The 19,693-nt window shown below is 55.9% G+C and carries 11 protein-coding genes, 1 tRNA gene and 1 pseudogene; 3 read left to right on the top strand and 10 right to left on the bottom strand.

Features of this window, described 5'->3' with window-relative positions; all coding sequences use genetic code 11:
• Positions 1 to 3: 3 nt before the first annotated feature.
• Complete coding sequence (locus HG15A2_RS18650; RefSeq protein WP_145062181.1) at positions 4 to 1,470, bottom strand: hypothetical protein; 1,467 nt, start codon at positions 1,468 to 1,470, stop codon at positions 4 to 6.
• A 398-nt stretch (positions 1,471 to 1,868) separates the two neighbouring features.
• Here HG15A2_RS18650 and HG15A2_RS18645 point away from each other — a divergent pair.
• Positions 1,869 to 2,099, top strand: a pseudogene (locus HG15A2_RS18645) (transposase); the annotation flags it as partial.
• Between the two features lie 38 nt (positions 2,100 to 2,137).
• On the opposite strand, the gene HG15A2_RS18640 reads toward HG15A2_RS18645, so the two are convergent.
• The 6 genes from HG15A2_RS18640 to HG15A2_RS18615 form a co-directional block, all read right to left on the bottom strand.
• The gene (locus tag HG15A2_RS18640; protein WP_145062177.1) at positions 2,138 to 2,935 is read right to left on the bottom strand and encodes a LysM peptidoglycan-binding domain-containing protein; all 798 of its coding nucleotides are present in this window, start codon (positions 2,933 to 2,935) and stop codon (positions 2,138 to 2,140) included.
• A gap of 251 nt (positions 2,936 to 3,186) precedes the next feature.
• The gene (gene secD, locus HG15A2_RS18635; RefSeq protein ID WP_145062175.1) at positions 3,187 to 6,597 is read right to left on the bottom strand and encodes a protein translocase subunit SecD; all 3,411 of its coding nucleotides are present in this window, start codon (positions 6,595 to 6,597) and stop codon (positions 3,187 to 3,189) included.
• 121 nt (positions 6,598 to 6,718) lie between these two features.
• The gene (gene yajC, locus HG15A2_RS24210) at positions 6,719 to 7,120 is read right to left on the bottom strand and encodes a preprotein translocase subunit YajC (protein ID WP_218932084.1); all 402 of its coding nucleotides are present in this window, start codon (positions 7,118 to 7,120) and stop codon (positions 6,719 to 6,721) included.
• Positions 7,121 to 7,375: 255 nt separating this feature from the next.
• Positions 7,376 to 8,491 carry a tRNA guanosine(34) transglycosylase Tgt gene (gene tgt / locus HG15A2_RS18625; protein WP_145062173.1) on the bottom strand — a complete coding sequence of 372 codons (1,116 nt, stop codon included), beginning with the start codon at positions 8,489 to 8,491 and terminating at the stop codon, positions 7,376 to 7,378.
• Positions 8,492 to 8,639: 148 nt separating this feature from the next.
• Entirely contained in the window at positions 8,640 to 9,965 is a 1,326-nt protein-coding gene (locus tag HG15A2_RS18620) for a DNA-directed RNA polymerase subunit alpha C-terminal domain-containing protein (protein WP_145062171.1), read from the bottom strand.
• A gap of 62 nt (positions 9,966 to 10,027) precedes the next feature.
• Positions 10,028 to 10,101 (bottom strand) — tRNA-Thr (locus HG15A2_RS18615).
• Between the two features lie 252 nt (positions 10,102 to 10,353).
• Here HG15A2_RS18615 and HG15A2_RS18610 point away from each other — a divergent pair.
• Complete coding sequence (locus HG15A2_RS18610; protein ID WP_145062169.1) at positions 10,354 to 11,244, top strand: PEP-CTERM sorting domain-containing protein; 891 nt, start codon at positions 10,354 to 10,356, stop codon at positions 11,242 to 11,244.
• A gap of 83 nt (positions 11,245 to 11,327) precedes the next feature.
• Here the strand turns inward: HG15A2_RS18610 and HG15A2_RS18605 are convergent, their stop codons facing one another.
• Both HG15A2_RS18605 and holA read right to left on the bottom strand, forming a co-directional pair.
• Positions 11,328 to 12,734, bottom strand: a complete 1,407-nt coding sequence (locus tag HG15A2_RS18605) for a hypothetical protein (RefSeq protein WP_145062167.1) — start codon at positions 12,732 to 12,734, stop codon at positions 11,328 to 11,330.
• A gap of 177 nt (positions 12,735 to 12,911) precedes the next feature.
• Entirely contained in the window at positions 12,912 to 13,979 is a 1,068-nt protein-coding gene (gene holA, locus HG15A2_RS18600) for a DNA polymerase III subunit delta (protein ID WP_218932083.1), read from the bottom strand.
• 227 nt (positions 13,980 to 14,206) lie between these two features.
• Here holA and HG15A2_RS18595 point away from each other — a divergent pair, with 227 nt between their 5' ends.
• Positions 14,207 to 17,503: a beta strand repeat-containing protein gene (locus HG15A2_RS18595; RefSeq protein WP_145062163.1), complete on the top strand. Its 3,297-nt coding sequence runs from the start codon at positions 14,207 to 14,209 to the stop codon at positions 17,501 to 17,503.
• A 78-nt stretch (positions 17,504 to 17,581) separates the two neighbouring features.
• Here the strand turns inward: HG15A2_RS18595 and HG15A2_RS18590 are convergent, their stop codons facing one another.
• Complete coding sequence (locus HG15A2_RS18590) at positions 17,582 to 19,516, bottom strand: hypothetical protein (RefSeq protein ID WP_145062161.1); 1,935 nt, start codon at positions 19,514 to 19,516, stop codon at positions 17,582 to 17,584.
• Between the last annotated feature and the right edge of the window lie 177 nt (positions 19,517 to 19,693).

Here is a 19,693-nt window from a genome sequence, read left to right as displayed (position 1 = left end):
CATTCAAAATGCGAATTGAACTTGCGACCGGAATAGCCAGCCAGCATCGCCAGGGGAGATGTCTAGAGCTGACGAATTGATGGGGGATCCATCGAGGTAAGTGATGTCGACAGTCCACTTGGAATTCTGATCGCGAAAGTACCAAGCCATGCCCCCCGCAATTTCTTCGGAGCTCTGATTATTCAGTCCTAGCGTGCCCGAGTCGCCCACGACCCTTGACCAACGCGTAAGCAATTGTAGTTTTCGCGGCACGACAAACTTACCCAATTGAAACCAGAATCCATGATCATACAGATTGTCGACTGCTGGGTTGTTAAATTGATCGACATATCGGAAGTAGTACTCAAACGTCGTGGACCAGCCTCGCCACTTGAGTGAGGTATCGACCGAGTAAAGATCCACGGTGTATTGAGTAACGGATCCCGGCAAGAGCGAGGCAAGAGTTGCTCCCGAATCGACCACTCGCAGGCTGCTGAATTCAGTCGTGCCGCTGGCGTCGATAGTAGAATTAGCAAATGCCATTCCTGTGCGGACCGCCATTTCCTTATGACATTCAAAATCGGCCAGTTCACCCGGGCCCCACTCTCCGAAGGGATAAAAAAAGATACGACCGGAGTACGCAAAGTTATCGTCTAGCCCTCCACTGCTACCGGTCTCGGCACCACCAGTAACCAATCCGTTAAAAATCGCCACTTCCCAGTCCCAAGGTACATTCCCATCTTCTTGGGCTCCGCCCAGGCCCCAGGCCAAGCTACGGTTCACATCGAAAAACGTGCTCGCCATCGAACGATCGGTGAACTCAAATTCTCGCCCTGTCAGGTAGCGCGCCATCGTAAAGGGCATCTTGTATTTGCCCGTTTTATACACCAGGGTTCCCTTATCCCACTCCCAAATGTGGTGCCCAACATCGTAGGTTAAGAAGTAATCCAGCAATCGCACATCGTCGCCACTGCTGCTGCGACCGTCTAGTTGGACGTAGTAAGCGAAATCAGACGTAAAGGTATGGCCCGAGAATATTATTCGACCTCGCACAAGTTGAAACTGATTCGTATCTCGGTTGGGTCCTTGGGAATCGAGAGCGGCGTGCCGTAATTGGCCCCACCCATTTATTCTCAAAAGGTACGGCGAGTCATTGGCGTTGAGACTTGATTGCCTCGAGTCGGCAATCACAAAACCGCCGTCGTACCCGACACGGACTGCCCCACTCTGATGCCCGCCGTTCCCCATATAATTGGTGTAGGAAGCAAGTGAGACTGCCGTATCGTTGACTAGAGATTGCTCATCCAGCAAAGGGGGGGACTCTAGAGGCAAGTCTTGAAAAGCCTCGGAATCCAAAGCCGCTGTCAACGAGTACTTGACTTCTGACTCTCCCCCGCGGGCGATGGACCTCGCGCCATTGAGGAAGCAAAGTCCCAATATCGCCAACAGTAGCGCATTCCTCGATCGCCTGTGATCCTGAAATGGATTCATTATTGGCAAGTTGAATAGCAACAATGGTGGATGAAAAGTAGTGAAGTGCCCACTGAGCGCGCAGGGAATCACATTCCGTTCTATCGGAAAAGTCTCTTCATTCCCTACAGTTTAAAACGAGTGCTATCACAGCAATCCTTAACGTGATAGCAGTGCGAGCTGAGTCATCGTATCGAAGCGGTTTCAATGGACATCAAACGGATAGCGGTGAAAACACCTCCGCGAACCCGATGGTACGGACCAAGGCAGGTTCGGGGGCGCGGCCAACAGGAGTGTCTTTCCAAAGGAGGAGGGCCATATTCGAGGTTGCTTGGGGTATGTGACCTTTCCCCTGTTTCTTGGGCCATGCGAAGTGTGAGAGTCTTAGGCGTTTGCCCTTCGAAAGGAGACCAGGAATCATGGCTCGACAGCGTTTCACTGAGGAGCAGATCGGGTTCGTGATCCGCCAACACGAATCCGGAACGGCGATCGTCGAGATCGTCCGGAAGTTGGGAATCAGCGAACAGACCTTCTACCGCTGGAAGAAGAAGTTTGCGGTCATGGGCCTTGCTGAGGTATGCAAGTTGAAGAGCTTGGAAGAGGAGAACAAGAAGCTCAAGCAACTGGTAGCAGACCTAACGCTCGATAAGAAGTTCGCCCCGCTTCTTGCTAGACCGCGTTCCCCTCGCTACTTGACTTGCAACGCGTCAATCGGCGAAATCACTTTTGGCGGGATCACGATCTCCGTCCCGATCGGCAGCAAGTGAGGGTTGCTAAGCGTCTCGCGATTTAGGTCGAAGATTTCCAGCGCCCGCCGCTCGTCATCTAGGTAACGCTTCGCTAAGCGCTGCAACGTGTCACCATTGTGCACCACATGGATTCGCAGGTCGTCGAGATTGTCTGAACCTTCCTCGTCGATGTCTTTGTCGGCGTCTGCTTCCGATTGAGTCGCGGCGTGTCGCGGCGGTCTAGCAGCAATCGAATACACCGGACGTGGTGCACTTGGGTCAAGCGAAACAACAGGATGTTGAGCCGTTGAACTAGTCGAGGGACCGGAAACGCCGTGTGACGAGCTAGCTACAAAGGGAGACAATGGTTGCGGTAAATCCGGCACAGGGCCAGACAATGAAGGAGCGACGGACTGGCGTGCGACAGGCTCCGAAGCGGGCGTCGGCACGATGTCGCTACCGAGCCCCGTCATCTGGGCAACGGTTCCCGTCGCCTGGCTCTTCTGAGGCATAGGCGGCAAAAGCGTGGGGTGATTCGAAAGATCAACCGGCCCGGCAAGTCGCTCTGGTTTCAAGGTTGCGATGTTTTGGGACGGCACTGTTTCAGATGGCACCGTGTGAGCCTGCGTTGGTAACGCAGCCACCGGTGCCAGCGTAGGCTGAGCGACTTCATCTCCCTTGCGAAACGGCCACGCCAGCGCTATGCCTATCGCCAGCACAACGGCAGCAGTTGTGATTTTTCTTCGACGCGTGATCATAGAGCGTTTTGGGATTCGTAGAGTACGGGCATCTCACATTTCGCCGCGGTAATTGCACCGTGATCTCACTGAGTTGCAGAGCAGGCCTAGTAAACAATCTAGTCGCAAGCAAACAAGTGTCGTTCCACAGTACAGAATAGGGGCGCATCACAGCTGAAGATCGTCTCCCAGGGGGATACGAAATCACCGTAGCTGCGTAGCTGCGGACCGAATGTCCAGAAACAAGATCGACTGTGCCGCTGGGGCAAACTTTAACGCGACTTGCCAGCCAAGTTCGAACTGCCGCCAACCTGACCTTTGCTAGCCGCGGCTTCAGCACGTTGGCTCATCCACAAGAGCGCTGGTGAAGCGATAAAGATCGAACTGTACGTACCCACAATCACGCCAATCACCAAAGCAAATGCGAAGCCGTGGATGCCGTCGCCGCCGAATACGTACAAGATCAACACGGTGATCAGGGTGGTCAACGAAGTGAGCAATGTTCGCGAAAGCGTTTGGTTGATGCTTTCGTTAATCATTTCTCTGGTGAGCGTAGGACTCTTGCCCTTCACTTCGCGGATGCGGTCGAACACCACAATTGTATCGTTGAGCGAATAACCGATGATCGTCAGCAGAGCGGCCACAATTGGCAGGCTAAGCTGGAATTTCTCGATCATCAGCGAACCGGCAAGCTCGGGGACGCTGCTGACCAAGTAACCGCTCAAGGCAATTACGCCGAGGGTGACGGCAACATCGTGAACTAAGGCCAGCACAGCGGCTAGGCCGTACATGACACGTTGAAATCGGAACCAAATGTAGCCGATGATGCCCACCAAGCAGATAACAACCGCCGCAATCGCATCTTTTTTCATGTTGCCGGCCACGCGACCGCCGATTTTATTCGCCAGCGGGAACACCGCCTGGGCGTTGGTTTTCTTCTGCAGGGCTGCAAGCACTTCGGTGGCAGCTGCCTCGGGCAGGGCGAGTTTCACGTCCCAGTCGGCAAACGCGCGTGCCGTTCCACCAGAGGCCAAGTACTCGTCGTTACTGATTTCCACTGCAACGCCTTCGTTACCGGTCGCTTTCAAAGCATCGGCGAGCGCTTGTACAAGGGCGTCGTAGGTCAGCCCGCTGAGTCCCTCGCTACCGCTAAAGGTAAGATGCGTGGAAGTACCATTGGCAAACTGATCGGACTCGCTACTGAAGCTACTAGTAACAGTTGCATCGTCAGCCTCTTTCTCAGCCTCGGAGCCTTCCTCCGCTACGACTTCCTCGATTGCGTCTTCGCCGGAAGTGTCTTCAGATTCGCCTTCGGCCTGCTCCTCAATTTCTACAGCAGGTTGCTCAGCAGTTTCTTCCGCGGCAGCTTCTCTCGGCTCAGCCTGTGCGACTTGTAAAACCATTGTGGATGACCAAGCTATCGTCGAAGGGGTCGGCACCATGCCCAGCAGGTCGAGTTCACGTAGACGATTCTCCGATTGAGGAACGCCAGCAGAAGCCTGATCGTCACCTAGCGGCTTTACCTTGTCGTAGTTGACTTTGTAAGTCTGCAGCTTCTCGCCGAAGAGTTCTTCGAGCATCTCTTGCACTGCTTCAACATCTTCTTCCACGCTTGTCACACGATAGTGGGTATTGTCCTCGCCCACTTCTACCAGCGAAAGATTCTTATCCTTCAGTGAACTTCCGTCTAGCACAGCTTTCACGTCGGAGAAATCCATCGCGTTCTCTTTGTTGAGCACCATCGTCACAGAGCTACCGCCGGTAAAGTCGATGTTCAGCAAGTCGGCACCGCGTCCGCTGATGCCGAAAATGCCAATGGCGATAACGATGGCCGACAGCGTAGCAGCAATGCCTCGCTTGCCGAGGAAATCAATGGATGTTTCGCCAAGGATGCGGCCCATGCTCAGGCCCTTGAGGAACTTGAGCTTCTCTGCGATGTCGAACACCAATCGCGATAGGAAGATCGCCGTGTACATACTCATGAGAATACCCAAGATGAGCGTCACGCCGAAGCCTTTCACACTATCAGGAGCAATCTTGTAAATCACGATTGCCGTAATGAGCGTCGTAATATTCGCATCGACAATAGTTTGTGTCGCACGAGCAAACCCATTTCGCACAGCCATCCGCAGAGCGGCACCTCGATTGAGTTCTTCGCGGATGCGTTCAAAGATTAACACGTTTGCATCCACCGACATACCCACAGTCAGCACCAAACCGGCCAAGCCAGGCAATGTGAACGCACCGCTGATGAGCATCATCGAACCGAGAATCAAAATCAGATTCACAGCCAATGCTACACAGGCGACGACGCCCGCAAACCGATAGTAGAACAACATAAACACGACGACCGCTGCCAGCGAAATGCCAATGGCCAGCTTGCCCTTCTCGATGGTTTCCGCACCAAGTGTCGGGCTGATTTGTTCCTGGCTGATGGGTATCTTGTTCAAGTTAGCCGGCAAACTACCTGCCTTCAGGATTCCCACGAGGAATTCCGATTCCTCTTGGGTGCCAAGGCCAGAGATTTCACCATCGCTTGAGATCCGTCCGTTAATCGACGGGGCCGATTTGAGTTCTTGGTCGATCAAAATACCAAGCTGGTACTTCGCCCCGGAGGCATTCTCTAAATGATTGCCTGTGAGCTGGCCAAATCGCCAAGCACCGTTAGGCTTCATGGTGAACTTGACCGCTGGCTGATTCGTTTGATCCACACCCACACGAGCAGCCTTCAGGTCGTCGCCCGTGACATCTAAACCATCGTTGAACAGTACGAGGGCTTGCTTGGTATCGCCAACGGTTCGTTTCACGTAGGTACCACCGTTGTCATTATCGATGGGGCTGCCTTCACGGAACTTCACCCACTTCGCGACCAGCTTGTCATCGATTCTGACTTCGTTCTTCCCTGGCTTCAGTGATCGAGCGTTCTTAATTATTGTCTGATGCTTGCGAAACTTCTCTGAGGCGGTGATCCTGAACTCCAGCTTACCGGCAGTGGTGATTTGCCGTTGAATTAGCTCCAGCTCCTGTGGGCTCGCCTTGGGGATAATGATTTCGATTTGGCCTTCGCCGTACTTACGAATCGTCACTTCCTTGGTGCCGCTCGGGTCAACACGTTCGACCAACGCCTTAATCATGCCGTCCATGTCGATTTTGGAGTCGTCTCCGCGATCTGCGTCTCCGTCTTCGCTCTCTTGGGCGCCGTCAGCCAGCTCGTAGATCAGCGTGATGCCACCGCTCAGGTCTGGACCCAGCTTCACTTCGCCGGTGGAAATCACAACCAAGGCAGCCGCGATCGTTCCGAGCGCCAGGGATATCTTCCAGCCGTGATCGGCCATTTTCCAACGCTTCGCAAGCCAGCCGCCAATGAAGGTGGGAATCACGAAAAGTGCGATCACGATGGCGAGCAAGACGAAGCCGGAGAGAGAACTCGGATCGGTTAACTCCTCGGCAACGTCAGTCGGATTGGTTTCAATTGCTCCAGTGGGGCCCGCGGCGCTTCCTTCTGGGTTCACTCCGGTCTCAGGAATGGTGGTGACAGCAACTTCGTCGTCTGCTTGGGTCTCACTAACCGCTTCCTGGTCACCCGTTTCCTGGGCAATCGTCGGAGTCACGCAGCTGAGGGCGCCAAACAGCGCCAAGCCGAGAACAAAAAGTGTCAGTAGGGAATGTCCGTTTCTTAGCATTGCTTCGCTTACCTATATTGTGTTGGCCTACAACGTTTTTTTGATGCCAATGAAATATTGACGATTTGTCTTAGATTCGGTTTCTGTCAGATGAAGTGTCCGAGATGTGCTACGCGAGAAGTTACTTCTTGTCTGGTTTACTCTCGTCAGTCACAACTTCCTTGATCGCCGAGGTACCCACGCGCAGTTTTGCGCCAGTGGAGTCGTCGATTTGCAGGGTTACGATGCCCTGTTCCTTCTGGATATTGGTCACCGTGCCGTGAATGCCGCCGATGGTGATCACTCGGTCTTTCGCCTTGAGTGTTTCTAACTGGTCGCGTGTTTCATTCTGGGCCTTCTGTTGAGGCCGTAGTACCATGAAGTAGAACAGCAGCAAGATGACCGGGAGCAGGGCGGTGATCGGCAATCCGCCGAATAGGCCACTTCCACCTGTGTCACCTTCTGGCGTTTTCTTGATTGTCTCTTGGGCAAGCAGCAGACCACTCGTGAAGAGGTCGCTGGTAAGGAGGGCAATGTTGGCCACTGATGATTCTTGCTATTCGCTATCGAGAGATGTCGTCAAAATCCAGGAGAGTACCCAGCGGGGCCGCCACGTGGGCGTGCTACGCAGGGATTGCTATCACTTGACTGGAAACAAGCGGGTCATCATAAATCGAAGCGACGTAAGCAACAAGGGCGTTTGAGGATAGCTTCGCAGTTGTCTTGGAGGATCCGTGCCATGGGGGATTCCTGGGGAGTGGCATAGCTCTGAGGCTAGGGGGAGACTCGCGACAAGCAACTAGCGGCCTTGGTCCCAGCCTGCCTGTTTTCTCGCATGGAACTCCTCGAACGCGTCCGCCTCGATTGCCTCGCGAGCCTCAGCCAGTAGACGCTGGTAATAGGTGAGATTGTGGATCGAGGCGAGCACGGGCCCGAGCATCTCCTTGGCTTGGAACAAATGCCGCAGGTAACCCCGGCTATGCTGGCAAGCGGGGCAAGGGCAGTCGGCCTCCAGCGGTTCACTTTGCAGAGTGTACTGAGCGTTCTTCAATCGTCGCGGGCCGTCGTCGGTAAACACCAATGCGTTTCGCCCATTGCGGGTGGGCATCACGCAATCGAACAGGTCGATCCCCCGCCGCACCGCCTCTAGCAAGTCCTCTGGCTTACCCACGCCCATCAGGTAGCGCAGGCGCTCATTGGGAAGATGCGGTGTCGTCGCTTCGATCGCGGCATACATCTCCTCTGGCGGTTCCCCTACACTCAGACCGCCCACGGCATACGCTCCGAAGTCCATCGCGACCATCGCGTCGGCACACTCACGGCGAAGGGCATGATCAAGCCCCCCCTGCACGATACCCAAAAGCAATTGATCGCTGCGCGAGTGTGCCTTCTGGCAGCGCTCCGCCCAGCGCACGCTTCGCCAAGTCGCATCGGCCACGGCCTCAGGCGTATTGGGCAGCGCGATCACATGGTCGAACGCCATAATGAGGTCCGCGCCCAAATTCTCCTGGATCGCCATTGATCGCTCGGGCGTAAGATCCACGAGTGAGCCATCGATGTGCGAGCGAAACTTTACGCCTTGCTCGTCAACCTTTGAGCGATCAGCCAAGCTAAATACCTGAAAGCCGCCGCTATCGGTGAGAATCGGCTTCGACCAATTCATGAATCCGTGCAGATCGCCCAACTGAGCGACGACTTCATCGCCAGGACGCAGATGCAAGTGGTACGTGTTGGCGAGCACCATCTGCGCGCCCGTCTCCGCAACGCGGCCAATGTCCACGCCCTTAATCGTGCCCTGCGTACCGACCGGCATGAAAGCCGGGGTCTCCACGGTGCCATGCGGTGTGTGCAAACAGCCCCGGCGCGCGTCGCGGTCACTGTGCAGCAAGTCGAAGTGGAACGGCATGTTGCTCATTGATTTGGCGCACGCCTCTTCCCGCAAGCGAAGTTAGCCCACGCCGTCCCGGCGTCGTCAGTGTTGAGAATCCGATGCGAGAAACGAAAGGAGAAGCGACATCGTGACGATGACGGCTAACCGCTTCGAATGAACCAAAACTCGGAGCTCACTCGCCCCGCAGCTTCAAGTTGGCGATGGTAAGCTTCTCGCGCACTTCGTTCAGGCTCGTCACGCCGAAGTTCTTACATTCCAACAAGTCATCGCCTGTGCGACGTACCAACTCGCCAATCGTGGTGAGCCCCAGACGCACCATGCACTTGCGGGCACGTACGGAAAGGTTTAACTCCGCGATCGGCCGATCGAGCAGTGCTCGTTCGTCGTCGCTAAGGGCGTCGTTTTGGTAGACAGGCTCTTCTTGCCACTTGGTCGCAGCAAATTGGCCCAGTTCGAGGCCTTTGGAGAGGAGCATTTCGCGGATTTCTACCAGCGAAGTCTCGCCGAAGTTCTTGCTGGAAAGCAGGTCCTGCTCGCTCGTCTCGGTGAGATCGCCGAGCGTCATGACACCCATCTTCTCCAAGCAATTGCGACTTCGCACTGAAAGTTCGAAGTCCGTCACGGGAACGCTCAGTATCTGCGCCAATCGATCTTGTCGGCGACGAGCCTCCTCGTCGTAAAACATGTCACGCGAAGCATCGGAGTCCTTGAAGAAGAGGCGAGCACGTTCGTGGGCTGGATACACTTCGAGGATGCGTTGGTAACATTGTTTCGCACGCTCGAAGTGGCCGTTGTCTTCGTAGAGCAAGCCAAGATTGAGCAGCGTGCCAATGTGTGTGGGGAACTGGCCGGAGGCTTTCTCGTAAAGCTGCAAGGCATACTCATCGTTGCCATGGCGATCGTTGACTAGCGCGAGTCCGAACAGGGCGCCTGCGTGGCTATCGTCGCTCTCGACGGCACGCTCTAAAAGAGCGATCGATTCCGAAGGGTTACCACCCAATGCGGAAACGGTAGCCGAACGTTGATAGAGGTACTCTGCGGTTTGCTCGACGGCACCAGAAAGTTCATTCAAAATGGCTAGCGCCTCTTCGGGCCTGCCGATGTAACGCAATGCTTCCGCCTTGGCCAGGGAGACCTCGTCTTTGTTGTAACCAGCTCGCTCGGCAGACTCGTAGGCCGTGAGCGCTTCGTCGTAATTATCGAGCGCCAAGTTCGCCCGACCCAGGAAGAAGTGCGTCAAGGCACCTCCATCGGCAGTGGTTAGCGTTTCGATGGCGGCGCTGTACTTGCCAACCAGATACTGGCAAACACCCAGGCGAGCCGAGGCAGCTGGCGTGCGGCTTTCCTGGTCGCGTAACTCGGCAGTCGCTTCGCGGAGCGTGCGGAAATTTGCATAGTCGGCCGAAATGGCAGCTGAAATGTCTTTAATCTCGTTCGGGCCGAACGTGCTGGGGGAAACGACGATTTGCTTGATATCTGTTTCGAGAACTTGCGACATGATCGAACTCAACGCTCCTGGCAGGGAATCAATGGATTGCGTATGACCTACAATGTATCGAGAGCCAGCGGCGAGAATCGAACTCGCAACCCCCGCATTACGAATGCGGTGCTCTGCCAATTGAAGCTACGCTGGCTAGGGTACGCCCACGCGAAACAGGCGAATCCCACAGCTTAGCCCATCGGTCTTTCCCCGACAATGCCTGGGAGGAATCGCGACGCCCCCCCAAGCTCTCTCAAAAAGCCGCGGCTAAGGGGAAGTCCACTTGCCAAACGCATGACAGGCATGTTCCCGGCTGACTATACTAGGTTGAACATCGACGACCGCCAGCTAGGCACCGGCGGCCGGAGTTTGGAACCAGAGCTAGACCCCTCAACCAGAGGCCCTGATGAATTTTCGACGCTATCGGTACGACTACGTGCAGCACCTTGCCGCGATTGCGCTCGCTTGCATCTTTGCCGTAGTCACCAGCACCGCACACGCAATCGCCGTCGGCCAACTTGCTGATTTTGAATCTGGCGACGATGGCTGGCGTAATGGATTAGGCCCGTGGCCAGTTCTTTCGGGTGGACAAGACGGCCCGACGGACGATTTTCTCTCGATCCAAGCCGGCGGAGGTGGCGGTTCGCTGGGGCGGCTAGTTGCCTTCAATACGAGTAGCGAGTGGACAGGAGACTACACTGCGGCTGGCATCACTCAGTTGGAATTCGACATCTTGAACAACTCTGGCGCGACACTCGACATCAGATTTGCTATCAACGGCCCAGGCGGTCTATTTTCAACCACGAGCAGCGCTACCATTGCGTCGAGCAGTCAATGGCAGAGCGGAAGTCTCTCGTTCGATTCGTCGAACTTTACTCCTGTCTCCGGCAACTCGGGATCGATGGGGATGGACATCACTGCTACGCTTGCCGGCGTTAGCGAAATTCGCTTGCTGCACAATCCTAATCCAGCTTGGGTTGGCCAACCGGTTTCAGCGACTGCTGGCTTCGACAACATCCTAGCCCTCGGCATCACCGCCTTCGATCCGGCAGACTTCAATGAAGACACATTCGTTGATGGTGCAGACCTAGGCGTCTGGCAAACCGCCTACGGCATGAACGACGATGCCGATGCCAACGACGACACCGAATCCAACGGCGCGGATTACTTGATCTGGCAACAGAATTTCGCCCCGCTCATCATAGGCGCTCAAGCCGTGCCAGAACCGGCCAGCGCGGTTCTCCTCTCGCTTGCCGGTTTCGCCGCAGGGTTCGGTCGAAGTCGTAAAGAAAACTAGACAGGATCAACAGGATGTACAGGATAGGAATGGAATTTCATCCTGTAGATCCTGTAAATCCCGTCTCATAATCCGGTCCAAAACTACTCGATCTCAAACGGTATGCTCGCTTGCCCGATTTTGTTGCTCAGTCCATCTGTGATGATCAGCTGCATTTCGTAGTGACCCGCGTAGATACGCATGGGTAGAGGGATCGTGTATTGCATGTGGAAGTCGCGCCGGCGATTCTGGCAAATGTCCTCGACGTCGGGGAATTGCCCGCCGTCAACGCGTTGGCCCGCTTTGTCCACGACTTGGTAGCTCGTGGTGAGGACCGTGCGATAACCTTCCTCGGTCGAATCGCTACGATAGTTGGCTACCTCTGCATAGAGCGTGACCGATCCGCCCGGCTTGAAGAGCGTGCTCTCAGCCGTCTTGTATTCGCCGAAACCATCAACCCGCTCGGCAAACGTCATGTTGCGCACCTGCAAAGTGGCCAGTTCGGCCAGTTGCCCGCGAGCTGCATCCAAGTGGACGAGCGCCGCGGCGGCTCGTGCCTTGCCATCCTTGTGCGTTTCTTGATCGAGGAATGTCGATATCGCGAATAACTGCTTTGCCCAATAGTCCTGCTGAGCTGGGCTTGCTCCTGGAATCGACTGCAGCGCCGCTTCCTGATCGCCTGCAAGCAGTTGCAGCGTACGCAGGCGAAGATGCTCGTGAACTTCCTCCACCGAGCGGGGTTCTGGCGATACTTCGCTCTCGAGTTGCGCGATCGCACTCTTTAACTGTGCTTCCCAGCCGTGTGCGTTCGCCGTTGGTGGCGAACCCAACGCCGTGTAGGAAGCCGACTGCACCTGTGCATTGACGGGCGGCAGCCCCTTGTTGGTTAATTCGGTCGTCTGCTGATCACTGACAATAGGCGCCAAGCTTTTCGCTTGCGGCATCGATTGAGAATGGGATTTTGGGGGGACTGGCAACGATCGAATCGCATGCAGAGAGTGCGTTGTCACCTGCAAGGGCTCACTTGACGCAACGGCTTGTATTTGGTCGCGCACCACTTGTTCAGCTGTTTGCTTGGCAGCACGCGATGAACCATTACCTGAGTTGGATTGCATCGCCAACTCGCGTTCTTGCTCAGCGAGTTCGTCGCGTTTTTCCAGTTGCTGACGATAGGCGAGAGCCGTGCGGAATTGATCGACCACCAGTGCATAATGTTCCGGCTTGGTCTCACGCAAGTCGGCCATCAATTGCTGCTGTGCTTCCGGGTCGATGCCGCCGATTTCTTGAAGCTCGTCCAACACACCAGCGAGGGCTTCCTCGTTGGAAAGCTCTCCTTTGTCATCAAATTCGGTAGCTGTTGTAGATGGTTGTGAAGTCCCCATTCGCTCTGCCGGGTGCGAATAGGAAATATCATCAATCTTGTCCGCCTTCGACCACGGCGTTGCACAGCCAACAGCGCATAGGCACGCTGCAGCAAGCAAACAAGTTGTGGCAGAAATTTTGCGGTGCATGAACGTCGCTGACAACAGGATAGGGCAGGGCAGCCCGAGAACAGGCGCAACCTTAGGGCCGCGAAGAGTAGTTCAAACTTGGCGTGCCAGCAAGTTCACTGGGGACGGAAGCAGCGTTGATGCTAGCATTCGAACTGCATACATTTAGCCACGGCGCAAGCTGGGCAGCGAAATAGGCTAGTTACGCTTCTGCGCCAAACGCACAATAAGCGTCTCGATCACTCGCCGGGCTCGATCTTTGGTCGAGTTATAGCCCTTAAGGCCAAGGTCCGCTGCTAGCAGCCAGTCGTAAATTAGGCGCGCACGATCGCGACCGATCTGGCGCATCTGGCGTTCCATATCATTAAGTTTGAACTTCGGAGCGCCCGCCCGTTCGAGGGCGCTACGCAAGGAACCCCGTTTACCTTGCTGCTCAGCCTGCTCAAAAATTCGCACCGCCATAGCAAAGCGCCGCAGCGTCGAGGCCATTTGGGGAAGCAGCGCATGCGGTTCCTCGCCCGCGGCGAGTAATCGGTCGAGTTGCTGCAGAGCACTGGACGCATTACCGTCGGCAGCCGCGTCGATCATGTCCCACGTCTTGCGAGTTCGCCAACCGCCCACATGCTCGCGCACGAGTTTCCCATCGATCACACCCCCAGCGCCTGCCAAGAGAGACAGTCGAGCGACTTCCTGATAGAGCACTCCCGCGGTAGGCTCCAACTGCTCGAGTAACGCATCGGATCCGCCACGCTCCAATGTGCAATCGAACTGCTGCTTCGCACAATATTCCAGCCAAGTTTTTAGCTGCGAAGTGAACTCAGCAAGCTCCCGCCCCTTGTCGGGTGTTTGGCAACGCACCGCCAGGCCTGAGTCGGCTACCGCTTTGGCAAGCCGTGTGTTTCCAGGCCAGCTCGTACATTCCAGAATTAGCACCGCGGAATCGCTCGGCTTGGCCACGTAGTCTTCAAGTTCACCACGGTACTGTTTCACAAACTGGTCGGCATCTTCAACAACCACGACTCGTTGATCACCACCGAACAGCGACTTCTCACGTAACGCGTCAAGCACATCACGCAACTCGCAATGCCGTCCGTTGAACGTCTCGACGGAATCCTCCGCCTCGAGCGCTCGCAACAACGCCAACTTCGCCTCGTGCTGCAAGAAGCCGTCGTCCCCAGCCAGTACACACACCGGCGCCTTGACCGCCGGCTCTTGATCAACGAACAGTTGGAGTGCGGAAAGCGTGTTTGAGTTTTTCTTGGCCATGCTGCGTGCCATTGTAACGCCAGCCTGACCAAGCGTTTAGGGCCAGAGTTCAGGTGATAATTCGCCTATTCTCAGGGAAGGTGCATTTTTCTTCGCATCTTCTCGCAGCGGACGATAAGATGCACCTGCGGTTTGCCACGGGCTCTTGCCAGCGGCCTGGTCCTACCAGTCTCGTCTTGCTCATCTCATTTCAGTTGCCTTAAATGATTCGGCTTCGGAGAACAATCATGAAATCTCTAGCATGGTCCGCAGGTATTCGCGTTTCTGTCGCTCTGTCTTTGGCGGTTTGCCTAGTTTTGTCTTGCCTGCTTGGCAATGCTCAATCAGCGGAACTCACAGCAGTCTATGAGGGTGACGAACTAGGTGATCCATCCAGTTACAAGGCTGCGGGCAATTGGGATATCAACCAAGCGCCGCTGAACAATGTGACAGACCAGTTCAACGTCGAAATCCCCACGGGCCATGGCGTGCTGTTCGATGTCGACCCCGCTTCGCAGATCAACGACTTCACACTAGCAAGCGGTTCAACTCTAACAGTCCCAGGTGGTCACAGCCTGACCGTGCTAGACGATGCGCTCATAGGTGGAGGGATCACCGCCGACTCGACTACGGCATTGTTTCAAGCAACGGGAGCAGGAGCAGCATTCGCTCCGGAAGGGGCTCAACTGTTCGCAACCAATGGTGGAACCGTCCGTGTTGCCGCAACGATGTTTACCAATACTGCCCTTAGCGGCAACGCTACTCAGTTCTCTTCAAGTGGTGCCGGCTCTCTACTGGACCTCACGTCGTTGCTTAGCTACGCCGATTCCAGAAACTCCAACGGCACACGATCGATCAGTGCCAGCAACAACGGTGTGATTGATCTCTCCAATCTGGGGACGATTGCTAAGACCGGAAGTGGAGTCATCGGTATTCAAGTTGCCAGCGGCGGGAACGTGAATCTCGACGGACTGACAACCGTCACCGGAGCGACCCGTATTGATGTTGATAACCCGACCTACGCACTCCCCAGTCTGACCACGGCGAGTGGACTGACTGTCGATCTAGCCAACGGTAGCTCGTTCACCGCTAACGACGCGCTGGATTACACCGAAGGTGCCGTCACCTTTGAAGGTGATGACGCAGGTACCTTCACCGCGACATCGCTCACCAACTTTACCAATAGCACGGCCAGCATGACCGCGGGACAAGACCTGAACGTTGCAGCTGGCGGACTGACCACGATCAACGGCTCTCGCTTCCTGCTGCGTGGCGGGAAGCAATACGGCGCAACGCAAATCACGGCCACGACATTCAACAACGAATACTTCACCGGCAACACGACACAATTCTCTGCTGATGGTACCGGCACGCTGCTCGACCTGTCGTCTCTGCAATCGTATGCCGATTCCAGAAACTCCAACGGCACACGATCGATCAGTGCCAGCAACAACGGAGTGATCGATCTCTCCAACGTCGGGACCATCACCAAGACTGCTAGTGGAGTCATCGGTATTCAAGTTGCCAGCGGCGGGAACGTGAATCTCGACGGACTGACAACCGTCACCGGAGCGACCCGTATTGATGTTGATAACCCGACCTACGCACTCCCCAGTCTGACCACGGCGAGTGGACTGACTGTCGATCTAGCCAACGGTAGCTCGTTCACCGCTAACGACGCGCTGGATTACACCGAAGGTGCCGTCACCTTTGAAGGTGATGACGCAGGTACCTTCACCGCGACATCGCTCACCAACTTTACCAATAGCACGGCCAGCATGACCGCGGGACAAGACCTGAACGTTGCAGCTGGCGGACTGACCACGATCAACGGCTCTCGCTTCCTGCTGCGTGGCGGGAAGCAATACGGCGCAACGCAAATCACGGCCACGACATTCAACAACGAATACTTCACCGGCAACACGACACAATTCTCTGCTGATGGTACCGGCACGCTGCTCGACCTGTCGTCTCTGCAATCGTATGCCGATTCCAGAAACTCCAACGGCACACGATCGATCAGTGCCAGCAACAACGGAGTGATCGATCTCTCCAACGTCGGGACCATCACCAAGACTGCTAGTGGAGTCATCGGTATTCAAGTTGCCAGCGGCGGGAACGTGAATCTCGACGGACTGACAACCGTCACCGGAGCGACCCGTATTGATGTTGATAACCCGACCTACGCACTCCCCAGTCTGACCACGGCGAGTGGACTGACTGTCGATCTAGCCAACGGTAGCTCGTTCACCGCTAACGACGCGCTGGATTACACCGAAGGTGCCGTCACCTTTGAAGGTGATGACGCAGGTACCTTCACCGCGACATCGCTCACCAACTTTACCAATAGCACGGCCAGCATGACCGCGGGACAAAACCTGAACGTTGCAGCTGGCGGACTGACCACGATCAACGGGTCTCGCTTCCTGCTGCGTGGCGGGAAGCAATACGGCGCAACGCAAATCACGGCCACGACATTCAACAACGAATACTTCACCGGCAACACAACGCAATTCTCTGCTGATGGTACCGGCACGCTGCTCGACCTGTCGTCTCTGCAATCGTATGCCGATTCCAGAAACTCCAACGGCACGCGCTCGATCATTGCCAGCAACAACGGAGTGATCGATCTCTCCAACGTCGGGACCATCACCAAGACTGCTAGTGGAGGCATCGGGATCCAAGTTGAGTCAGGGGGTCGCATCGACTTAGCCAATCTCAACACTGCGGGCGTAGTCTCCATCTCAGCCGACGGTCCGCAGTCCACGCTGGCCGTTTCTGGCAACATAAACCTCTCGCCGCAAAGCTCACTCACTCTCACCGACGGAGCCAAACTCGAAGTCGGTAAAGATCTACTCTACGCCACGACGAATGAAGCCCAAGTGAATCTCGACGCAGGTATTGTGGAAGTTATCAGCGTGCAAGCTACCTTCCTGGAAGCGGGCGGTGACGATCTCGGCGTTGGCGGTACGGCGACCAACAACTTTGGCATCGGCCGGTTGATTGTTGGCGAAACGGGCACGCCCACCATGACATTCCTGACCGACCTGATCGATAACGGCAATCGCACCTCCGGCAAGGAAGCACTCTACTTGCCAGGATTTGGTGGACCGGACGGGTTGGAACTGATTGACGGCTCGATGCTCGTGCTGGGCGACATCAATGCTTATGCGCTGGTCAATGGGGTGATGACTCACTTGAATTCACTGTTCTCCGTGGGCAGTAACGTCGCAGCCTTTAGCGGCGGCACCATCGCGCGCACCTTCCCAGCCGACTTCGATTTCGATGCGGATGTCGATGGGGATGATCTGGCCACGTGGAACAGCAACTATGGCACGCAAACCGGCGCAGATTTCTCCGATGGCGATGCCGATAAAGACACCGATGTCGACGGCTTCGACTTCATCCTGTGGCAACGCTTCCACACGGGCAGCACGCCAAGTACAGCGGCCAACGTGACCGTACCCGAGCCTTCAACCTTAGTACTCGCACTAGGTCTTTTGACTCTAGGCTTAGCCTCACGGAAGAAATGCTCGCCCCTCTAGAGCGAACGAAGCAGGTGTACTCATTGCCCTGCGACTAGCGCATAGTAATCTACTAAATCCGCCCTCAAGCCTAGAGCCCTACCGTTGCCCGCGCTCGTGTTCCATTGCCGTTTGATCCGGCGAATGGTGGTCTGGCGAGCGGCGATCTCGCGGTGGCAACGGTCGTACCACTGGCACGCGTTGCTTGGCGTTCGAGTTCGAGATGGGTCTCACGCCGCGCAACCGACCGGCCGGTTTTGGGCGACTAAGCACCACGGGCGACGGCGTCTGCGCTGCCGTCACATTGCCGGCCGTATCTCGCGCTTCCACTTTTAGATAGAAGCGGTCCGGCACGTGTCGTTCAATCCGCCAGGCGTATTGCCCCGTGTTCTCTAAGTCCGTTGCGACGGTTGACCAGGGGCCGTTTTCGTGGGAACTGTAAAACAAACCGATGGGGCGTTCTTCCAGATTCGTATCCGCAGCCGCCCATTGGATGAGTAAGTTATCGGCTAGAGGCCCCCTACCAATCTCTGCGGAAATTAGCTCTGCGGTCGGTGCGTGCAAGTCAACTCGCACGGTCATCTCCGGCTGGTCGCCTGCTTGGGGGGTCGGTGCAGCCGCGCCGTTGGCGCCATCGACGAGTATCTTCAAACCAAACGTCCCTGAGCCCGGCACGGTCACGCGAATTGGGCTACGATTATCCGTGTCCACAGCATAGCTGGCCCACGTCTGGCCGCCATCTTGCGTGCCCCAAATTTCTACGCGAGCAACCCCCCAGCGTCCCACCGTTTCTAGGTCGTACTCCACATCAAACGTACGACTGCTCACGAGCATTGCCGGTAGGCCGCTAGGATCGGCAGCCGATCTCCAGCGGCTGTCCGTTTCGGTGGATTCTGTGGGCGCTCGGTACGGCGCGGGGGTCAGCTCGCTGGCGTCATAGTCCTTAGAGTTGATTGTGTCGCGATTGAAACGATCGTTTACAAATCGCGTTGGCGAATCTGTTCGCTCGTTGGCGACAAACGGGTTTTGTTGCACTAAGTCCTTCCCGAAGCCTTGGGAGTTGCTGTTTTCAGGATAGGATCGGCCCGTGACGGAATTTTCGGTGTAGGTGTTTTTGTAGGGCGGAACACCGGTCAGTTTATCAACCTCACGCTGGTCGGCAGGAACACGCACCGTAGGCAGCGGACGATGACGGCGGGCAGCGTTGAGTGCCGGCCATTCAAGATCGTCAACGCGAGCACCGCTGCCCCGAGCGATCGTGTCACCCGATTGTGCTTCCCCCAGCGAAGGGCCATTATCGACATCTTCATCCGACGGTTGAAACCCAAAAGGATCACCCGCTCGCGCCGAATCGCCTGCTCGTGACTGTACTGTGTTCCCAGCGTGATCGGCAATGCTAGCGCGAACTTGAATGTCGCGTGACTCGATTGCAAATCGAGCCCGACCCATGAGCCGATCGTCCTGCGTTACATCGGCGTCCGGCAAACGCACGGGGCGCCACACGCCATTATCGGCACGAACTTCAACTCGCAAGGTTTCGCTTTTCAGATTCTTATCGCGGGCAGCGTATCGAATCGTCGCGTTCTGTCCGTCGGAAGCTACTGCGAGTTTTAATTGCGGATTCTCGGTATCCACGACAAGCCGTATCTGCGGTTTGATCTCGCCGGAGGGCCAAGCGTTGCCGCGGCGATCGACCATTTGTACCGCAAACCAATACTCGCCATCAGCAGGACAGTGGTAACTGAAGCCACGCACATTGGACTCGGCTTCCTGAAGTGATTGCCAATCGGCAGCTGCTCCGCGTGACATGAGCAATCTTACTTTGTTCACTTCGCTTGCCAGGGGATCGCTGGCGTTCACTTGATAGGGCAGCATGAAGATGCGTTCACCCAAGTAGGTAGTCTGCATCTGTGGCGGTTCAATCGGAAAGCGCGCAGCCCCGACTGCCGATCCTAACAGCACGACTCCCAGGACGACTGCGCACACTTGTCGCACTATCAGTGCGACTCGCAGTGGTGGAAGTGGTGATTTCACTAGGTACAACTCATGATTCAAGTAAGCAAACCAAAATAGCCGGCAAGCTACGCCTCGCCCGGTCTCCTCTGCGAACGAGTCCGACCACGCGCGCAGCGGCCCCTAACGGTGGTATCGGAGCTTCCCCAGGGGCCGCTTCACTCGCTTGGCCTCATCCAGCAGAGTCTGCCGCAGAAG

It is taken from the genome of Adhaeretor mobilis (assembly GCF_007741515.1).
GTDB classification, from domain to species: Bacteria; Planctomycetota; Planctomycetia; order Pirellulales; family Lacipirellulaceae; genus Adhaeretor; species Adhaeretor mobilis.
This window is presented reverse-complemented; position numbering and strand designations above follow the sequence as displayed.

Coding starts and splice junctions, on each gene's coding strand:
- HG15A2_RS18650 (WP_145062181.1), bottom strand. CDS start 1,470: ATGAATCCATTTCAGGATCACAGGCGATCGAGGAATGCGCTACTGTTG.
- holA (WP_218932083.1), bottom strand. CDS start 13,979: ATGGCCAAGAAAAACTCAAACACGCTTTCCGCACTCCAACTGTTCGTT.
- HG15A2_RS18595 (WP_145062163.1), top strand. CDS start 14,207: ATGAAATCTCTAGCATGGTCCGCAGGTATTCGCGTTTCTGTCGCTCTG.
- HG15A2_RS18640 (WP_145062177.1), bottom strand. CDS start 2,935: ATGATCACGCGTCGAAGAAAAATCACAACTGCTGCCGTTGTGCTGGCG.
- HG15A2_RS18610 (WP_145062169.1), top strand. CDS start 10,354: ATGAATTTTCGACGCTATCGGTACGACTACGTGCAGCACCTTGCCGCG.
- tgt (WP_145062173.1), bottom strand. CDS start 8,491: ATGAGCAACATGCCGTTCCACTTCGACTTGCTGCACAGTGACCGCGAC.
- HG15A2_RS18605 (WP_145062167.1), bottom strand. CDS start 12,734: ATGCACCGCAAAATTTCTGCCACAACTTGTTTGCTTGCTGCAGCGTGC.
- secD (WP_145062175.1), bottom strand. CDS start 6,597: ATGCTAAGAAACGGACATTCCCTACTGACACTTTTTGTTCTCGGCTTG.
- HG15A2_RS18620 (WP_145062171.1), bottom strand. CDS start 9,965: ATGTCGCAAGTTCTCGAAACAGATATCAAGCAAATCGTCGTTTCCCCC.